Source organism: Streptomyces caniferus (genome assembly GCF_009811555.1).
Classification (GTDB): Bacteria; Actinomycetota; Actinomycetes; order Streptomycetales; family Streptomycetaceae; genus Streptomyces; species Streptomyces caniferus.
Genome location: NZ_BLIN01000003.1, coordinates 1,651,452 through 1,668,566, shown reverse-complemented (window position 1 = coordinate 1,668,566; position 17,115 = coordinate 1,651,452). Strand labels below are relative to the sequence as shown.

12 protein-coding genes and 6 pseudogenes are annotated in these 17,115 nt (G+C 67.3%); 13 read left to right on the top strand and 5 right to left on the bottom strand.

Features of this window, described 5'->3' with window-relative positions:
* Nucleotides 1-175 precede the first annotated feature (175 nt).
* Together Scani_RS15915 and Scani_RS15910 are read left to right on the top strand one after the other, a co-directional pair.
* Nucleotides 176-1,087 carry an ALF repeat-containing protein gene (locus Scani_RS15915; RefSeq protein ID WP_281391938.1) on the top strand — a complete coding sequence of 304 codons (912 nt, stop codon included), beginning with the start codon at nt 176-178 and terminating at the stop codon, nt 1,085-1,087.
* A gap of 18 nt (nt 1,088-1,105) precedes the next feature.
* Nucleotides 1,106-1,914, top strand: a protein-coding gene (locus tag Scani_RS15910) for an IS5 family transposase (RefSeq protein ID WP_371872346.1) whose coding sequence is annotated in 2 segments (ribosomal slippage) — nt 1,106-1,453 and nt 1,456-1,914 — 807 coding nt in all. Because the reading frame shifts where the segments join, the coding sequence is not laid out codon by codon here.
* 21 nt (nt 1,915-1,935) lie between these two features.
* Here the strand turns inward: Scani_RS15910 and Scani_RS15905 are convergent.
* The gene (locus Scani_RS15905; protein ID WP_159475501.1) at nt 1,936-2,340 is read right to left on the bottom strand and encodes a pyridoxamine 5'-phosphate oxidase family protein; all 405 of its coding nucleotides are present in this window, start codon (nt 2,338-2,340) and stop codon (nt 1,936-1,938) included.
* Nucleotides 2,341-2,536: 196 nt separating this feature from the next.
* Between Scani_RS15905 and Scani_RS15900 the strand changes: the two genes are divergently transcribed.
* From Scani_RS15900 to Scani_RS15870, 7 genes and pseudogenes are all read left to right on the top strand, one after another.
* Nucleotides 2,537-5,086, top strand: coding sequence for an ALF repeat-containing protein (locus Scani_RS15900; RefSeq protein ID WP_159475498.1), 2,550 nt, complete (start codon nt 2,537-2,539; stop codon nt 5,084-5,086).
* On the top strand, nt 5,083-5,523 hold the full coding sequence (locus Scani_RS15895) for a hypothetical protein (protein WP_159475495.1): 441 nt from the start codon (nt 5,083-5,085) through the stop codon (nt 5,521-5,523). Before Scani_RS15900 ends, Scani_RS15895 begins: the two co-directional genes overlap by 4 nt.
* Nucleotides 5,524-5,943: 420 nt before the next feature.
* On the top strand, nt 5,944-6,246 hold the full coding sequence (locus tag Scani_RS15890; RefSeq protein WP_174872687.1) for a hypothetical protein: 303 nt from the start codon (nt 5,944-5,946) through the stop codon (nt 6,244-6,246).
* Between the two features lie 129 nt (nt 6,247-6,375).
* Nucleotides 6,376-6,624: pseudogene (locus tag Scani_RS15885) on the top strand (2-polyprenyl-6-methoxyphenol hydroxylase); the annotation flags it as partial.
* A gap of 59 nt (nt 6,625-6,683) precedes the next feature.
* Nucleotides 6,684-7,646 (top strand): annotated as a pseudogene (locus Scani_RS15880) (amidohydrolase family protein).
* A pseudogene (locus Scani_RS15875) lies at nt 7,643-8,580 on the top strand (VOC family protein). Before Scani_RS15880 ends, Scani_RS15875 begins: the two co-directional pseudogenes overlap by 4 nt.
* Nucleotides 8,581-8,667: 87 nt before the next feature.
* The gene (locus tag Scani_RS15870) at nt 8,668-9,627 is read left to right on the top strand and encodes a fumarylacetoacetate hydrolase family protein (protein WP_159475492.1); all 960 of its coding nucleotides are present in this window, start codon (nt 8,668-8,670) and stop codon (nt 9,625-9,627) included.
* Between the two features lie 757 nt (nt 9,628-10,384).
* Here the strand turns inward: Scani_RS15870 and Scani_RS15865 are convergent.
* Both Scani_RS15865 and Scani_RS15860 read right to left on the bottom strand, forming a co-directional pair.
* Nucleotides 10,385-12,469 (bottom strand): SpoIIE family protein phosphatase, encoded by a 2,085-nt coding sequence (locus tag Scani_RS15865; protein ID WP_246295829.1) that lies wholly within the window; start codon nt 12,467-12,469, stop codon nt 10,385-10,387.
* 279 nt (nt 12,470-12,748) lie between these two features.
* Nucleotides 12,749-12,991: pseudogene (locus tag Scani_RS15860) on the bottom strand (short-chain fatty acyl-CoA regulator family protein); the annotation flags it as partial.
* Here Scani_RS15860 and Scani_RS15855 point away from each other — a divergent pair.
* The 3 genes and pseudogenes from Scani_RS15855 to Scani_RS40920 form a co-directional block, all read left to right on the top strand.
* Nucleotides 12,985-13,239, top strand: a pseudogene (locus tag Scani_RS15855) (precorrin-6A synthase (deacetylating)); the annotation flags it as partial. The pseudogenes Scani_RS15860 and Scani_RS15855 overlap by 7 nt on opposite strands.
* Nucleotides 13,240-13,488: 249 nt before the next feature.
* On the top strand, nt 13,489-14,211 hold the full coding sequence (locus tag Scani_RS15850; protein WP_159475489.1) for a (2Fe-2S)-binding protein: 723 nt from the start codon (nt 13,489-13,491) through the stop codon (nt 14,209-14,211).
* A gap of 10 nt (nt 14,212-14,221) precedes the next feature.
* Nucleotides 14,222-14,708, top strand: a pseudogene (locus Scani_RS40920) (transposase); the annotation flags it as partial.
* Between the two features lie 67 nt (nt 14,709-14,775).
* Here the strand turns inward: Scani_RS40920 and Scani_RS15845 are convergent.
* Both Scani_RS15845 and Scani_RS15840 read right to left on the bottom strand, forming a co-directional pair.
* On the bottom strand, nt 14,776-15,135 hold the full coding sequence (locus tag Scani_RS15845) for a nuclear transport factor 2 family protein (protein ID WP_159475486.1): 360 nt from the start codon (nt 15,133-15,135) through the stop codon (nt 14,776-14,778).
* A gap of 25 nt (nt 15,136-15,160) precedes the next feature.
* Nucleotides 15,161-15,994, bottom strand: coding sequence for an SDR family oxidoreductase (locus Scani_RS15840; RefSeq protein ID WP_051733298.1), 834 nt, complete (start codon nt 15,992-15,994; stop codon nt 15,161-15,163).
* Nucleotides 15,995-16,053: 59 nt separating this feature from the next.
* Between Scani_RS15840 and Scani_RS15835 the strand changes: the two genes are divergently transcribed.
* Nucleotides 16,054-16,599: a winged helix-turn-helix transcriptional regulator gene (locus tag Scani_RS15835; RefSeq protein WP_174872686.1), complete on the top strand. Its 546-nt coding sequence runs from the start codon at nt 16,054-16,056 to the stop codon at nt 16,597-16,599.
* Nucleotides 16,600-17,115: the final 516 nt, after the last annotated feature.

Here is a 17,115-nt window from a genome sequence, read left to right as displayed (position 1 = left end):
GGGGCGTACAACCTTTCACGAGCCGGCTCGTCTTAAGTGCCCGAAACATTCTCGCCGGATCGTTCTTGGATTGAGCCATCCTCTCCTTATTCCTCGGCTCGGTCGCCCATCTGGACAGTTATGCTCGCGGCGTCGAAAGACGTCACATAGGTAACTGAAAAGAGAAAGGCAACCGGTGCGAGACGACCATTGCTTGACGAGAATTAGGGGCAGGTGGGAGTTCGGCAGACGCTTGCTGTGCTTGTGCCTGTTACCTCTGACGCTCCTCACAGGACTACTTGATGCACCTCCTGCGGCCGCAACTGGCCTCCAGGAGAACGGTGTTGTCGCCCGTGGTCGTGTCGCGGAGCTGTGGACGACGGGTGGTCCCACGGTCAAGGCAGCTGCCGAGGCTGCCCTGTTGGGCACCGATGAGGACGTCCAAACGTTCCTCGACAGTGAGAAGGATTTCGCCGAGTTCACCGACTACAGCATCAGTGCGACACGGATTTTCACCTCGGGTGGCGTGACCGTACGTGAGGCTGTCTCAAAGGCGCTGCGGTCCGGTTCGAAAGAGGATCTGCTCAAGTTCTTGAAGGATGGGTGGAAGGAACCGGCCGAGACGGACATGCGGATCCTTGCCACGCAGATCACCACCGCGGGGGGCCCTGAGGTCAACAAGGCTGGCCAGGCTGCGCTGCGGGGCTCGATCGAGGACGTCCGCAAGTTCCTTGAGCAGGAGCGCTTCCCAGCGCAGGAGACGGATGACCGGATCCGTGCCACGCAGATCATGTCGGCTGGCGGCCCGGCCACGAAGGAGGCCGCGAACGTCGCACTGCGGGGTTCCATCGAAGATGTCCGCGAGTTCCTCGCGGTGGGGCAGAACATCGCCCGTAACCGCGACCAGGAACGGGCCACGGTCTCCCAGCTGGCTGAACAGGCCAAGCAAGCTGGCGAAGAGGCCAAGCAGCAGACTGAGGCCGCCAAGAGTGCTTCTGAGCGTGCTGTTCGGGCGGCCCGGGACGCGAAGGACCTGGCAGACCAGGCCAAGGCAGAGAGCGAGGCGGCCGGCGAGAGCGCCGCTAAGACACCGTTTCTAATGGCGTGATGGTTCGTTGAGCCGTGCATGACGGATCTGGTGGAACGGTTGGTCCCGGAGGAGTTGTGGACTCTGTTCCGGCGGGTGGTGCCGCCGACGGAAGTCATACGCCCGCAGGGCGGCGGACGTCGCCGAGCCGGTGACCGTGAGTGCCTGGCAGCGATCATCTTCGTGGCCACCTCGGGGTGCACCTGGCGGCAGCTGCCGCCGGTGTTCGGGCCGGCCTGGCCCACCGTCTACCGGCGCTTCGCCCGGTGGAGCAGGGACCGGGTCTGGGCCAGGCTCCACCGGGTCGTCCTCGACGATCTCGGTGCCCGGGGAGAACTGGACTGGTCGCGCTGTGCCATCGACTCTGTCAGCGTCCGGGCAGCAAAAGGGGGCCACTGACGGGACCGAATCCGACCGACCGTGGCAAGCCCGGATCGAAAATCCACCTGGTCACGGACCGGAACGGTCTACCGCTGTCGCTGGGCATCTCCGGCGCCAACATGCACGACAGCCTCGGCCTGGAACCGCTCGTGCGCGGCATCCCGCCCATCCGCTCCCGACGCGGCCCGCGCCGCCGACGCCCGGCCAAGCTCCACGCCGACAAGGGATACGACTACGACCACCTGCGCCGATGGCTCCGCGAAAGAGGCATCCGCCACCGCATCGCCCGCAAAGGCATCGAGCCCTCCACGCGGCTGGGCCGCCACCGCTGGGTAGTCGAGAGAACGGTGTCCTGGCTGAGCGGCTGCCGACGACTCCACCGACGCTACGAACGCAAGGCCGAACACTTCCTCGCCTTCGTCGGCATCGCCGCAGCCCTCATCTGTCATCGTCGGCTCATGGCTTGAGGTCGACTGTTGCCACCGTCGTCACTGCGCCGTGCCGGCCAACAGCCACCGACGCACATGGACTTCCAGCAGAACTCGCTTGCTTCCAGGACCTGTGGGTGCGGATACATCCCAACCATATTTCTGCTCGAACGCGGTCACGACCCCATGAGGGAACCCATCACGAATCAGTAATGCGTCTCCTTCGGCGACGACCGGGAACCGGCCGTCCTCCAAAGCCAGGGACACGCGGGGCTCCTTGCCGATGTTTCTGACCTTGACGGAGCTGTGATCCGAACCGATCCACCACCGGGAGCTCTGGTAGACGAACCAGACAGGCGTGACGTGGGCAGAGCCGTCCGGACGCACGGTGCACAGCCAGACGTTCTTTTCCTCGGCCAAGCGCAGAATGACGGCTGGCCCTGGCTCGTTCACAAGATCACTCACTCCGCTATCGGACCAGCAGACGTGATGAAACACATCGGGCAGCGCGTCAGACCATCGGTGTAGGTCTCTCGTCCCAAAAGAAACGACGTCTAAGTCAGCCAAGGCCGGGGTCAAAGCCGCCGCCGCGGCTCAAGGAGCGGCCCAAGCCGCGCAGGATGCCATTGGTGCGGCACAAGCCGCCAACCACGCAGCCCGGATGGCTGCGAACGCCGCGGCAAAGGCGGCTGCGGCGGCCTCCGCAGCCGCCGCAGCTGCTTCACGGGCCCGTGAAGCAGCTGCCAACGCAGCGACCGACGCCAGCACCGCTTCGGTTGCGCGTAAGGCTGCCGAGCAAGCCAACACCGCGGCAGCTGCCGCCGAGAAGTCAGAACAAGCCGCCGCGCAGGTGGAGATCGCCGCCCGAGCGGCCGGTGATGCGGCAAACGCAGCCTCCAGCGCCAGCAGCAATGCAGATGCTGCCGCCGATGCGGCTGATGAGGCCGGCCGTCATGCGGGCACGGCAAGTGCCGAGTTCGCCAAGGCCAAGCAGTGGGCGGCAACCGCCCGCAGCCAGGCCCGGGAATCACGCCGTGCAGCCCTCGCAGCACGCAACCTCGCCTATGAAGCCGCCGACGCTGCGAAGGACGCCCGGGTAGCGGCACGTGACGCTGCCAGGCACGCCAGAAATGCCGCGACCGCAGCGAAACAGGCAGCAGATCATGCGGGTGAGGCAGCAACGGCTGCCAAGGAGTCCTCCGGACATGCCGATGCAGCCAAGGAGGCTGCTGACAAGGCAACTGAGGCGGTTGCCACCGCTAACAAGGTCCACAACATCGCGACCAAGGTCGAAGCCGAGGAGCTCAAGGCCCGAACCCAAGCCGGCATCACGCAGGCCAGGGCCGAGCAGCAGGCCCAGACGCTGGAGGAGGCAGAAGCAAAGAAACAGGCCAAGACTGCCCAGGAGCTCGACGACGAAGCCAGGCGCCTGGTCGCTGAAGCCGCCAAGTCTGATGCCGACGTCAAGGACGTGGTGGCCAAGGGCCGCCGGGCCGCTGTCCTGGCAATGAAGGTTCGCGGACCTTGGAGCCAGGCAGCCGCTAAGGCCGCACTGACAGGCTCCGACGACGCCGTTAAGGAGTACCTGCGCACCGGCTGGCAGCAGGCCGCAGAACAGGACGAGCGATCACGAGTCCAGAACCTCGCGATCAACAGCACTTACGAGGACGTTCGCAAGGCGGCCGACGAGGCACTCAAGGGCGACGCAAAGCAGATCACAGAGTTCCTCCGCACCGGCGCGGATGAGGCCGCACAGACCGACTACGGCATCCTCGTCACCCGGATCGCCGGCAGCGGGGGTACGGAGCTCAACAAAGCCGCCCAGGCAGCTTTGAGGGATGGCTCAGTCGCCAAGCTCCGCGAATTCTTAAGCGAGGGCCAGTACGCTGCCCAGGAACTCGACGAACGGATCCGCGCTACCCAGCTGGCAGGTAGCGGCGGTGACGAGACCAAGGCAGCGGCCCGGATCGCTCTCGAAGGAACCCCCGAGGCCCTGCATGATTTCATCCAAGTGGGGCAATATGCGAGCGCGCGCCGGGACCATCTCACCGCCATCCATGTCGTCATAGTCCAGCAACTCATCGCTGAAGCCGCCGGAACGGCCGCCACCGCGCAAAAGAACGCAGCGGAAGCAAGGGTCGTCGCGGCCAAGGCCAACAACGCCGCAGCTGACGCTGAAAAGTACAGCAAAGAGGCAACGCAGGCGGCCGGCCAGGCGAACGAATACGCCAAGCAAGCCAGCAAGCACGCAACGGAAGCCGAAGAGTCGGCAGCCGCCGCCGCAAAGTCCGCACGCACCGCCGACGCGGCAGCCAACGCAGCCGAACGCGATGCCGACAAGGCCGAATACGAGGCATCACGCGCCTCCGTCTCCGCCATGCAAGCGAACGCCTCCGCCAACTCCGCCTACACTGCTGCGAACGCAGCACGCGCCTCAGCAGAATCCGCCGGCAAGGACGCAGCGGCCGCTGCTACGGCTTACAAGCAAACCCTCGCCACCTACGTCACTAAGAAGCGCGAAGAAGAAGAGGCTCGCCGTCAGGAGGAGGAACGGCGCCGCAAGGCAGAACAGGCCCTTTCGGAAGTGGAGCGGCAGCAGCTCCAGTTCCTGCGGGAAGCGCTCGTCGCCGACTGGAAGGATGGTCAAGGCCCCAAGCCGGATGCCATCGACCTCGGATTCCAATGGCTGTTCGGCACTGGAAACAAGGTGGACTTCTTCACCGTCGGAGACGAGTTCACCGAGCAAATCCGCAATGATCATTCGATGGACTACGTCCGCGCAGAGATCGTCACGAAGATCCGCAACGGCGATCCGGACGATTTCCTTGGCGGTTATAGCGTTATGAAGCTTGAGGGCTGGCCTCGCCTGCTATCGGACGCCACGGATGTACTCTCGCTCGGCTGGACAGGAACAGCCAAGAACCGGGCCTCCGGCGGGAAGTTCGGCACCTCAACCGCCACCTTCGTTGGTTCATACGGCTATAAATTCAAGGTCATCTCGCGAGACTCCAAGACAGGGAAAGTCAAGATAGGTATCCAGATCGATAACGACACCACTATCACCTCCTTCACTCACCTACCGGGGCCCGCCAAGGAGTATATTGAGAAATATGTCGGTAACCCACTCACCTATATTGCGGATCGGTTCGATCTTCCGCTCAGGACAAAGCATCAGGCCGTTTATTGGGAGGAGGAGGTGAACTTGCGATGAAAAAAGTCATCATGATTTCCGTGCTCTGCGTCGTACTGGCGCTCGCCGGTGGAGGATTTCTCCTCTACTGCGTTATTGACTCGGGGTTCTTCACTGGTGCCTCCGCAAAGCGGAGCGAACTGATAGGTACCTGGTCCGGACCTCGGGGGGCACGGGTAACCCTGCATGAAGACGGCACGGCCGAGGCGGTAAAGATTCCAGGTGGCTTGGTCGGCGAGACACCCGTAGGTTCCATCACCGGCGAGGGGACATGGACCCTACCGAAGAGGCCCACCTCCTTGGCGGATCAGCAGATTACTCTCGATCTCAAGACGGGTCCAAAGATCCGCGCGCTCATAGATGACCTTTACGTCATGGGTAAGGGAGCCAAGGACGGAATCTACATCCAAACCTCGGAGGATTCACCGAACAGATTCGTTTTCAAGAAGTCTCCCTAGCGTATGTCGTTGCCGTTTCCTTCAGCTGACGCCATGCACGGCGGTGGTCAGCGATTTCGTGCTGGACATAGGTGACACAAAGGGAATCGTGAAATACTAGGCTTCGATCTTGCAATAGGGTCTGCCGGCCTAATGACAGCCCCTCATTGACCTCAATCAAGAAGCATGGAATTTCGGGTTTCTGGCAGGGCGCCACCTGCGAAAAGCTGGGTTGGCGCCGGGGAACGACTGCGAACTGCAGTGTCCTGAGGTAATCGAAGCAGCGCAAAATCGCCCCGGCCTCAACGGCCGGGGCGATTCTTTGGTTGGTCAGAGGAGCGCTCGGAAGGGGTTGACCTTCCCGAGTGGTTCCGGGCGCTCCGGTTCGGGCGTTCGATTCGCTGGGCGGTATGCGTCCGAGCCTGACCACAGTTGACCCTCATGGACTGGGAGGGCTGGGGCACCGCCCCCTCTGGCTACGACGCCGCGAACTTGTACCTGCACTCCCTGCCCGTGCCGGACCTTGCAGAACGGGTTCGCAAAGAGTTCTCCCACATCCTGGACACCTCCACCGGCCGAGTCGGCGAGCTGACCGCCTGCACCGAAATCCTCCCGGCAGCACCCCGCGTGCCGTTCTACGCCGATCTGGCCGACGCCGTAAGGGGCCGGAGGGAGACCGCCGCCAAGCCCTGGAGGCGGAGGCCCAACGTCTGCGTGTCAAGCCGGTCGGCGCGGTCTACGTGACACAGCATCCGAGCGCTGTGAAGGCCGCGGTCGCGGTCGACGGGGCCGCCCGCGAAGCCGCCCTGGAAGGGCTCACCGAGTGGTGCCAGCGCCAGCAGAGGAACAGGACGCGGCCGACCGGACAGCAGCCCGCCCACCCTCGCCCAGGGCGCCGCCCTCTCGCTGGAGGACGCCTGGGTGCTCACCGGCATGCTCGCCGCGGCGGACACCTGGGACGACGCCCTGCTCCAGGCGTATTACGAGCGCCGGATCAACCGCGTCCGCCCGGTGGCGGAAGCGTCGGTGCAGATCGGCCAATGGCAGCTGGACGGCACCCCGGACACGGACATCCCCGGCCTCATTAACCGCACGATGACCATGCTCCGGGAGCTTCCGTGACCCCTTCCCCGCCCACCGTGGACGTTCACGCCCACGTCCTGCTGCCCGAGATCGAGGCCATGGTGGAAGGAGCTCCGGGCCTGGCCGAGGCGCGGAGCCTGGACGCCCGCCGCAACGGCCCCGCCGCCCTGGCGGTGAGCGGGCCCATGGTCCGCGAACGGGCACCCCGCATGATCGACACCGTCGCCCGCCTGGCCCTGATGGACGCTCAAGGCGTCGATGTGCAACTGGTCAGCCCCACTACTGGGCCGACAAGACGGTAGCCGAGAAGGTGTTCCGCCTCGCGGGCGAAGCCACCGCCGCCCACTGTTCGGCCGCACCGGACCGGCTGCAAGGACTCGGACTGGTCCCGCTGCAGCACCCGCACCTCGCCGTCCGGGCCCTGGACCACGCCCTGGAACAGGGGCTCCGCGGAGCGGAGATCCAGCCACGCGCCCGGCCGGGAACTCTCCGACCCGGCCTACGAGCCCTTCTGGACCCGGGCCGAGGAGACCGGCGCGCTCCTCTTTCTGCACCCTTTCGGCTGCACGCTGGACGAACGGCTGGACCGCTGGTACCTCTCCAACTCGGTCGGCCAGCCCGTGGAGCACGCGGTCGCCCTGTCGCACCTGATCTTCTCCGGCGTCCTGGACCGGCACCCCGGCCTTACGCTGATCGCCGCCCACGGTGGCGGCTACCTGCCCACCCACATCGGCCGGGCCGACCACGCGTGGCGGGCCCGCACCGACGCCGCCGCGGACTGCGCCCACGCGCCCAGCAGTTACCTGCGGCGGCTGTACTTCGACTCCCTCGTCCACGACCCGCACGTCCTGCGGGAGCTGGTACGGGTCGCGGGCGCCGACCGAGTGCTCCTCGGCTCGGACTTCGCCTTCGACATGGGGGCCCAGGACCCGGTCGGCGCCCTGCGCGCGGCGGGCCTGTCCGACACCGACCTCCACCGAGTCCGCGGCGGCAACGCCGCCGCGCTCCTCACGCTCCCACCGCCCCAGCCGTCCAGCCCTGAAGAGGAGACAACCCCATGAGCGCACGTCTGCTCACCCACCTGCGGCACGTCGACCTCGCCGTGCCCGACTACGACAAGCAGCTCGACTTCTACTCCGGCGTCTGGGGCCTGACCAAGGTCGCCGAGGACTCCGGCATCTCCTTCCTCGTCGCCGAAGGCTTCCCCGAGCAGTATGTGGTCCGACTGCGCAAGGGCGACGAAAATCTCCTCGACCTCGTCTCCTACGGCGCCGCCCACCCCGCCGACGTCGACACCCTCGCCGAGCGGCTCCTCGCCGGCGGCGTGCAGCTGATCACCCAGCCCGGGACGGTCGACACCCCCGGCGGCGGCTACGGCTTCCGCTTCTTCGACATCGACGGCCGCACCATCGAGGTCTCCGCCGACGTCCAGGCGCGCCGGCACCGCAAGATCGAGGAACGCGAGTCCATCCCGGTCAAGCTCTCACACGTGGTGCTGAACTCGAACGACATCCACCGCACCCGCACCTGGTACGAGAAGCACCTGGGCTTCCGGCTCTCGGACACCCTCAGCTCGCCGCACATGGGCGAGGTCATGCACTTCATGCGGATCAGCAACCAGCACCACTTGATGGCCATCGCCAGGGCCCCCACACCTCACTGCACCACCTCTCCTTCGAGATGCGCGGCATCGACGAGTACATGCGCGGCTCCGGCCGGGCACTCCGTGCCGGATTCACCAAGGTGTGGGGCCCCGGCCGCCACATGGCCGGCGACAACACCTTCACGTACTTCCTCGACCCGCATGGCAACACCGTCGAATACACGACGGAGCTGGAGTGCCTGGACGAGGACACCTGGCACCCGCACGTCTACGACTTCTCCCAGCCCGAGGTCACCGACCAGTGGGGCACCGCCAACGCGATGAACGAGATCGTCGCCAAGGAGTCGTTCAACGACCCCGACCGCGGCGTCTTCGTCGCCCCGCCGGTCTGATCCGAGCCCGCCGCGCGGGCGGGTCCCGGCCAACCCGCAGGAATCCGCCCGCGCCGCCCCACGGAACCACCTCGCCAGGAGCCGACCATGCGCTTCGCCGCCTACACCCACCGACACCACACGCAGGTCGCGGTGGTGGAGAACGACACCCTCTACCCGCTGCCCGGAGTCCGCTCCCTCACCGAGATCATCGCCCGCGGCGAGGGACCTGAGGCACTGCTCGACGCCGGAGCTGCCGCACTCGACGTACCCCCCGGGCCGCCGCTCGCCGAGGTGCGCCTGCTGCCTCCGCTCCAGCCCACCTCCATACGGGACTTCGTGACCTTCGAGGAGCACGTAGAAGGCGTGCGCCGCTCCATCGACGGGACCTCCGGCGTGCCGGAACAGTGGTACGCGGCACCCACCTACTACTTCACCAACCCGCACGCCGTCTTCGGGCCGCACGACGACATCCCGTACCCGCCCGGCTCCGACACCTTCGACTTCGAGCTGGAGGTCGCCGTGGTCATCGGCCGCGAAGGAAGCGACCTCACCCCGGAACAGGCCCGCAACCACATCCTCGGCTACACCGTCGTCAACGACTGGTCGGCCCGGGACCTCCAGTCCGCCGAGATGAAGGTCGGCCTCGGCACCTGCAAGGGCAAGGACACCGCCACCACCCTCGGACCCTGCCTCGTCACCGCGGACGAACTGGAGCCCTACTGGGACACCGACGGCCTGCTGCGCCTCGCTCTGACCGCCGAGGTCAACGGCCAGCTCGTCGGCTCCGACCTGCTGTCCAACATGAGCTGGACATTCGAGGAGATGGTCGCCTACACCTCCCGAGGCACCCGCGTCCTGCCCGGCGACGTCCTCGGCTCCGGCACCTGCGGCTGCCTCGCCGAACTCTGGGGCCGCAACGGCAAGCAGTCCCCACCCCCGCTCAAGCCCGGCGACACCGTCACCCTCACCGTGCAGGAGATCGGCAGCATCTCCAACACCATCGTGCCCGGCACCACCCCCGTCCCCCTCCCCGCCGGCAGGCGCGAATCTCGGGAGCGGCCGTGAGCCGCCGCCCGACGGGAAAGGTCGTGATGGTCACCGGCGCCGCACGCGGCCGGACAGCGGCCGAGGCCGAGGCCCTCGAACAGGAAGGCGCCACGGTCATCGCGACCGACACCTCCCGCGCAGCCCTCACCGCGCACCACCCCAGCGCGTACACCACCAGCACCTGGGCCCTGCACGGACTGACCAGGACCACCGCCCTGGAACTCGGCCCGCGTGGAAACCAGGTCCAAGGCCACGCCCCCTCTCCTCACCGCCTCCGCCGTACAGGCGAGCCGCATCGCCCTCCTGGCGGCAGCCCTCACCCGCCACCGGCACCCGCCTCTGGCAGGGTGCATGCTGATTTAGCTGACGCATCGTCAGCTGAATGTGGTGGCTTGTTAGTTCTATGGTCTCGTGCCTGGAATTGGGGAGCGGGCAGCCTCGCAGGCCTGAGCGGTTGGGCAGGCTCGATCTTTACGGTTGACCCCGATGCAAACGTCTGTCCTGAGTTTTGTTCGGTGTCCAGGGAATGTCGCCGAAGGCGCAATGGCTGAGGGTGACGTGCTGGGTCCACCGCTCGGGGTGCCGCCCTCGTCACCGGGCTTGGTGAAGTCGGCGTCGGGTGAGGCCCTGCGGATCGGGTATACCGGCCGCCCGTCACGGCGGTACGCGGCCGGTTCGAGTGGGTTGGGGAGGGACGTGTCAGGCGTGATCCATCCGACGGTCTTCAGCCCCGCGCAGATGATCATTCTCGCGATCTGCCGGACTGGGGCGTACGTCAAGAGTCGGATGCGAAGGGTTGCATGCGTGCGATGAGCACGGCGACATCATCCGGATCAGCGGGAAGCCGGAGTTCGCGAAGGAGTCGGCCGCAGGTTTCCTCCAACGTGCGGTCGGGTGCGTCCAGCAGGCGCAGGAGGGTGTTGAGGCGTTCGTCGATGGGGTGATGACGGACCTCGACGAGTCCGTCGGTGTACAGGACCAGCCGATCACCAGCGCCGACGGGGATGGTCGTGGTCACGAAGGGCACGCCACCAACCCCGAGTGGGGTGCCGGTCGGAAGGTCGAGCAGTTCCGGGTGCTTGCCATTGCGCACCAGGACCGGCGGCAGATGGCCTGCGGTGGAGATGTGGCACTCCGCGCGGTGCGGATCGTAGACGGCATAGACGCAGGTGGCGATGTACTGCTCAAGCCCTGAGGTGATCTTGTCGAGGTGATGGAGGACCTGGGCAGGGTCCAGGTCGAGGTCGGCGAAGTCGTTGGTGCCGGTGCGCAGGCGGCCCATGGTGACGGCGGCGTCGATACCACTGCCCATGACGTCTCCCACAACCAGCACGGTCTTGTCGCCGTCGAGCGGGAGGACGTCGTACCAGTCGCCACCGACCTCGTAGGCCGCTTGTGCAGGCCGGTACCGGGAAGCGACCTCAAGGCCGGGGAGGTGCGGCGGGTGATCCGGCAGCAGGCTGCGCTGAAGGGTCTCGGCTGCATTGCGGACCGTCTGGTGCGAGCGGGCGTTGTCGATGCACACCGCGGCGCGGGAGGCCAGCTCACCGGCGAGGGCGAGGTCGTCCTCATCGAAGGGCTGCGGGTTACGGGCACGGCTCAGCCCCAGGAAGCCAAGGATCTGGCCGCGAGCGGTGAGCGGGAGCAGCATGTAGGAATGCACGCCGGCGCGGGCCAGCACCGTGGCGGCGCGGTCGTCCCGGGCGATGCGGGCCATGGCGGCGTCATCCATGTGGGAGATCAAGATCGGCCGGCCGGTGCGTACGCATTCGGTGGGCAGGCGGTCGGCGTCGTAAGCAGCGATCTCGCCCGGCGGGTCCGCTGCCTGGACGGCTTCGGTGACATACGCGGCCTGCACCGCGAGGGCGCGGAAGAGCGCGGGACCGTCGCCCAAGGGCGGACGGTGCTCGTCGAGGACGGAATCGAGGACGTCGACCGTGGCCATGTCGGCGAGCTCGGGAACGGCGACGCCGGCAAGCTCCCGGGCGGTCTGTTCGACCTCCAAGGTGGTGCCGATGCGAGCGGAGCCGTCGGCGATCAAGGCCAGGCGCCGTCGGGCCTCGGCGGCCTCCGTCGCCGCCTGATAACGGTTGGTGACATCCACTACCAGGTCGGCCACCCCGAGGACCCGCCCCTGGGGGTCGTCCAGTCGGTACAGCGAGATCGACCAGGCGTGCTTGCGTGGGTCGGCGGGGGTGTGGCCCACGATGGTGTACTCGTCGACCATGGGGACCCCGGTCTTGAGGACCTGCCGCATCCCGGCCTCCGGCCCCTCGAACTTCGCCGAGGTCATGATCTCGCGGTAGTGCCGACCCAGGTGGTCTTCCGCGGGAATGCCGTGCATCCGCTCCAAAGCGGGGTTGACGGCGACGTACCGCAGATCGGTATCGAGGATCGCCAGCCCGATGGGCGACTGAGAAATCAGCCGGGTGGACAGGGCAAGGTCCCGTTCGACCTCCCGAAGCGTTGACCCGTCGGTGGCCAGGCCAAGGGCGTAGAAGTCACCGAGGCCGTCCAGCAGCCGCATGTTGCGGAACTCCACCAAGCGAGTGCTGCCGTCCTTGTGCCGGATGGGGAACGCCCCGGCCCACCGCTCTCCGGTATCCATGACCTCGGCAAACAGCTTGATCATCAGATCCCATTGCTGCTCGTGAACGAGCAGCGGCGCAGCGTACTGCCCGAGCGCCTCCTCAGCGGTATAGCCGAACAGGTCCTCGGCCTCCGGGCTCCACAAATCGATCCGCCCCTCGGCATCCAACAGCACCGCAGCAACGCCGAGAAGATCCATCAGCCCACTCGGCTGCGACGATCGCCCCTCCGGCTGGCCGGTGCCACCCGGACGCCCACCGGCTGTGCTCACACGGGCACTCCTTCCATGCGCTGGACCACAAGGGGCCTCCGCGGGCCAGAGCCCGCGACCCCGCCCCGTACCTATGGAGTGCTTGGGCTTCCATGGTCCACCCTGGAGCGGCCGACGGCGCAGGATGGTCTCCCTTTCCCAGGGGCCATCGGGCGCCCACATGCCCAGCCGTGATCCGGCACCTCGGCCTCTCGAATGTGGACCAGCCCCTCAGGGTGCCGCCCCCAGCTCCGGCAGGCGGCGGGTGAGCGGCCTGGGTGCTGCCGCCTTGCGGACCGCTCACCCCTTGCTGCCCGACGTCTCCACGGGATAGGGGACGTGGGTACGTCGGTCGGGCTCGACGGCCAGTCGGCCACCGGTCGACGGCCGGGTCCGCTGGGCGCAGTCGCGGCGCTCGCAGATACGGCAGCCCAGGCCAATCGGAGTCGCAGCCCGGGGGTGTTCCGGGGCAACGCCTTCCGCAACGCCTTCCGCGTGGACGAGACGATGCGGGTGGCGCAGCGCGCAGCCGAGGGCGACGGCGACCCGAAGTGGGCCAGAACGACGACGGGGACATGGTCGTCATGCTTGATGCGAACGAGTCTTTCGACCAGGTCGACGGCGACGACGTCTGGATCTACTGGGGCGCCTACCTCGGCACTCCGGACGAACTGCTCGTTCCCGGTCCACTGCGTGAAGTGTCCGACCGCATCCGTCAGGTGCGGGCTGCGGCACATGCCCGCCATGGATGGAACATGGACACGTACCTTCTGCGCCTCGTGGACCGCTGAGAGGCCCGACGGTGTCGGTGTGGTGGGCGAGTTCGCGTCATGCCTGATACCGGTGGGCGCCGTCCTGCTGGTGAGTTGAAACCGCCCCCGCGGAGGACACACCGCTCCAGCGGCTGCCCATCGGTATGGTGCGCGAAGCTCCGGGCTTGAGGCTGAGGCAGCGTCTCTTGGATGTTCGACCACCAGGGCGATCCGGCCGGGTCCGAGCCATCCAGCCCGAACTGAGGAGGAACGGTGCCGCAGGAGCCGATGACCGCAACGCTCGGTCGCACCGCCGCCGTGGGACCGTTCTTCACCGTCCGGACCGACCTCGGATCACCTCGCGACCAGGGATTTCTTCCCCTGTCGGAGCTGTACCGAGGGGGACACCCGTCGGCATTGCGTCATCGTCTGAAAACGGTCGCCACACAGCTCGGCACAGCGGACCGCGGGGTCGCGGCCTCCCTTGTCTACCAGGGACTCGCCGGGCGACTGTGGTCGATCGCGCTAGCACCCGCGGCGGTGGCCGGGGACGTCCCCGATCTCGACAGCGACGCGTTGTGGTGGCATCCGAATCGGAGCACACCCGACGAACTCTGGCTGCCCGCGCCGACCTCCCTGCCGTCGGCCTCCGAGCAGAGCCTCGCATGCCGGCTGCAAGCGGCCGTACTGCACGATCACTTGGTGCCGCTGCACCACGCCATCAGCGCCGAGTCCCGGCTCTCCTCCCAGGTGCTGTGGGGCAACGCCGCCTCGGCGCTGGTCGGCACCCTCCGTGTGCTGCACGACTGGTGTCGCAGGTCGAGCCGGCCGGAAGCGGCGGATCGCGCCGTGGCACTCGCCGCCTGCCTGCTCGAAGACCCGCATCTGCGCGACACCGGAACGTTGGATCCCACCCTTCCGGCATTCTCACGACGCAGCTGCTGCCTGTACTACCGCGTACCCGGCGGAGGGCTCTGCGGGGACTGTGTGCTGCGGCGGGCTCGGCGATAGAGCCGGGCACACGCACGGCGTGCGGCTGTTGCCACGGCTGCTACCCGCTCGGCGACGACACCCTGTGGGGCGTCAACCGCCGAAGGAAGAGCGCCACCGATACGCTGGCCGCGGTGAATTCGATAGGTGCCGCCCGGCCCGACGGCACCCGATCTGCGTCATCCTGGACAACCTGTCCGTCCGCAAGGCGCTGGCATCCGCCGCTGGGCGAAGAAGCACAAGGTCGAGCTGTGCTTCACCCCGACATACGCCTCGTGGGCCAACCGATCGAGGCGCACTTCGGACCACTGCGGCAGTTCACCATCGCCAACTCCGATCACCCAACCACACCGTGCAGACCCGAGCCTGCACGCCTACCTCCGGTGGCGCAACGCCACCGCTCGCCACCGGACGTCCTGGCCGCCGAACGCAAGCAACACGCCCGCATTCGCAGCGAGAAAGGCATCCGCTGGGGCGGACGGCCCCTGAATTGGTGGCCTGACCTGGCAGGAAGGTGAGTCACCGAGATTGCGGGGTGAGCGGGGTTTTTCGCCTGAGGCGGCAACGGGTGGCGCCGGCAGGGACTCAGGGTTCGATGACGAGGCGTTCGATGAGGCCGTCGCGGAGTGTGAACTGGTAGCGCAGATCGATGGTCCCGCCGGGAAAGTTGCCCTCGAGGTGGTGGGTGGCGATGTAGCGGGTTGCGTCCGTCTGCTGGGCGCCGGTGAGGTGGATGGTGTAGGTGAATTCGGTGGCCGATCGGTCGAGCCACTCCCTGATCGCCTCGATGCCCTCGTAGGTGTTGCCGTCGTCGATCACTGTGGCTTCGCGAGTGAACGCCGTGAGTGCGCTGGCGGTGTCGTGGGCGCGGTGCGCTGTCAGGTAGCGGGTAATCACCTCGGGCAGGGTGTTTGGGGTGCTGGTTCGGGGCTGGTTGTCGTGCATGACGCTCCTTGGGATGGTGGCGGGTTCAGACGGTGGGGGTGGTGCCGCCGTCGATGACGTGTTCGGCGCCGACGATGGCCGAGGCGCGGTCGGAGACGAGGAAGGCGACGAGCTCGGCGACTTCCTCGGGCCGGTTGGGACGGCCCAGCGGGATCCCGCCCAGGGAGTCCATGAGCCGGCCCAGCGCCGCTTCCTGCGTGATGTCTGCGTCGTGGGCGATCCGGGCGACGAGGTTGTCGGCGGCCGAGGTCTGCACGAAACCGGGCGAGACGGTGTTGACGCGGACACCGTGCGGGGCGACCTCGTTGGCCAGGCCCTTGCTGTAGGTGGTCAGGGCGGCCTTGGCGGCGGCGTAGGCCAGGGTTCCGTTCCACAGCGGCATGCGGCGCTGGATAGAGGTGACATGCACGATCACACCCTTACCTGTGGCGATCATGTGCGGCAGGAGTGCGCGGTCCAGGCGGACGGCGGCCAGCAGGTTCGTGTTCAGCTCCCTGGCCCAGTCGTCCTCGCCGAGCGCGGCGAACCCTCCAGCCGGCGACTCGGACCCGCCGAGGGTGTTGACCAAGATGTCGACGCCTCCCACGCGGGCGTCCACCTCGGCTGCTACGTGGACTGCGCCCTGGGCGGTGGACAGGTCGGCGGTGATGAACGCCTTCTCCTCGACGGTGTCGGGGCGGCTGCGGGCCGTGACCAGAACGGTCGCGCCTGCCTGGGCGAGACGTCGGGCGATGGCGGCTCCGGTGCCCTTGGTGCCGCCGGTGACCAGGGCGCGTCGGCCTTCAAGGGATTCGCTGAGGGGTGTGGTCACGGTGTGCTCCGTTCCGGGTGCGGGCGCAGAAGGCACCGCTCCCGCCATTACTGCTAAAGTAGAAGCTACTAACTTCGACTTTAGCAGTAACCGAGGGGATGGCTGCCATGGCAAGCCGGATCAGGCTGGAGGACCGGGAGTGCCCACTGTCCACGACGGTGGAACACGTAGGCGAGTGGTGGACGCTGCTGATTCTCCACGACGCTTTCGACGGTTACACGCGCTTCGACCAGTTCCAGGAGAGTCTGGGCATCTCCTCCAGCATGCTCACCACCCGGCTGAAGACCCTCGTCGCCGACGGACTACTGGAGCGCCGGCCCTACCAGACCAACCCCGTACGCCACGAGTACGTCCTCACCGAACTCGGGCGCTCCCTCCGACCGGTGGTCGTCGCCCTGGCCGCGTGGGGTAACTCCCGCCTCACGCCGGCCGAACGCAGCATGATCCTCATCGACGCGCACAGCGGCGAGGAAGTCGAGCCCGTCGTCGTCGACGCCAAGACCGGCCGCCGGCTCGACGACAGCGACACCTACGTCTTCACCGCAGGCCCCGCAGCCAGCGAGGCCATGCGTCACCGATATGCGGCACGACCGACCACCCCCGCGGAGGCGGCAGGGCTGCCCCAAGCCCGCACCGAACAGCAGATCAAGTGAGGCAAGAAGCAACGTCGGTCGTGTTTCCAGGAATCGCCATCATGGGCTGCGCCCCCGGATCCCACCTGAGCCGGAGGGAGTCGTCAGCGCGGCCCAACCTGGTGAACCTTCCCGGTCGCAGCACTGGACCGTGGGGTCATGTGGATGGCTGTCGAGGCCCGCCGCTCCGGGAGCAGTTCACCGCTCAATCTGCCTCCACGGAGTGCAGGACGGCCGCGACCAGCCCGCCGGTGCTCGCCCTCCTCGACCACCGCTGGATCGTGAGCTTGCCCGGCCACCCCTACGCGCCCCTGACCGCCGCCCAAACGCTGCCCGCCCCGCTCCTGGCCGACCTGACCGCTGCCTGTCCTGCCCTGACATCCCGCTGGCCGGAGATGTCCGCACCGCCCCGGGGCGCACTCGCCTGGTACCGGTGGCCTGGGACGGCATCCGTGGTCACGGGTCCGCATTCCTGCACGGCGCAGCCCTCGCCGACGCGCTCGCCGCCGTACCGTGCTGGCACCAGGCCGGCCGCGT